Annotated in this window: 2 protein-coding genes; both read right to left on the minus strand. The window is 70.5% G+C overall.

Annotation, left to right across the window (positions count from 1 at the left end):
* Positions 1-29 precede the first annotated feature (29 nt).
* The gene (locus tag ACF1A1_RS39355) at positions 30-686 is read right to left on the minus strand and encodes a hypothetical protein (protein WP_392007001.1); all 657 of its coding nucleotides are present in this window, start codon (positions 684-686) and stop codon (positions 30-32) included.
* The coding region (locus ACF1A1_RS39360; RefSeq protein ID WP_392007003.1) for a hypothetical protein at positions 676-1035 on the minus strand (360 nt) is incomplete at its 5' end. The genes ACF1A1_RS39355 and ACF1A1_RS39360, both read right to left, overlap by 11 nt.

A 1035-nucleotide genomic window follows, 5' to 3' on the forward strand; every position in this document is an offset into this window, starting at 1 on the left:
GTCACTGATGAAGTCGCCGATACCCACCGTCAGTTCCCCCCCGCCTCACCCTGCTGCTGCGCCTGCTGGGCGCGCTCCTGCGGCGACGGTCCGAACGTCTCGTCCAGCGCCTGGTCCCACTGCTCGTCGGAGATCCCCAGCGCGTCGTTGAGCACCTCCGACCGCTGGCCGCCCTGGCCCTCGGTGAGCACCGTGCGGCCGGTGTCCTTCCACGTCTGCTCGATGTCCTCGCCGGCCTTGTCGAACGACTCGGCGCTCCAGTCCGGGTCCAGGGCGTCCGGCGTGAACACCTCACCCCAGTCCTGCTGGGTGATCTCCTCCTCGCCGGCGTGCGGGTTGCCGCCCATCACGGCGTTGACGCCCACCTTCAGCGAGCCCGCCACGTACTGGTCGTGCTCCCACTGCGTGCCCGCCGCCAGACCCAGCAGGTTCGCGATCGCGCTGGCATCACTCACCAGGGCCCGCACCCCCCACTCCCACCGCTCGCAGAAGTCCTCGAAGTCGACCGAGAGGCCGTGGTGCCCGGCCTCCATCCCCGTCATCGCCAACCCGGAGAAGCCCTTGCCCATCACCGAACCGGTGGCACCGCCCAGTTCACCGAGCTCGTCGATGGTCGCGCCCACACCCTGCGTGAACTTCGCGACGGCCGCCTTGCCCAGCCGCAGATCCTGCCCGTCACCGCCCATGACCACCCCCCTCTCCCGACTGACCGGCGTCGACCGCGACCGGGTCCGGGACGACGCCCACGACCGGCGGGAAGAACATCGACCCGTCCTCAGTGGCGACATCCACGGCAAGACCCGCCGGCTCACCCAACGCCGGCACGATCTCATCCACGATGCGCGCACCCAACAACGCCGCGTACTCCATGGGCCGGTCACCCGGCCCGTGACGCAGAGCGAACCGGGCCAGCGCCGCCTCGTCGGTGAACCCGCACACCCACCGCACCCCACCCGAACGCACCGACCACAACCCCCCGTCGGCCACCGGCACCAGAAGGACCGAACGCCTCATCTCACCCACCAGCGCACGAGG

Source organism: Streptomyces sp. NPDC014995 (assembly GCF_043080745.1).
GTDB lineage: Bacteria > Actinomycetota > Actinomycetes > Streptomycetales > Streptomycetaceae > Streptomyces.

Bases quoted from the DNA above. Each gene is read 5' to 3' on its own strand.
- ACF1A1_RS39355 (WP_392007001.1), bottom strand. From the start codon at position 686: ATGGGCGGTGACGGGCAGGATCTGCGGCTGGGCAAGGCGGCCGTCGCG.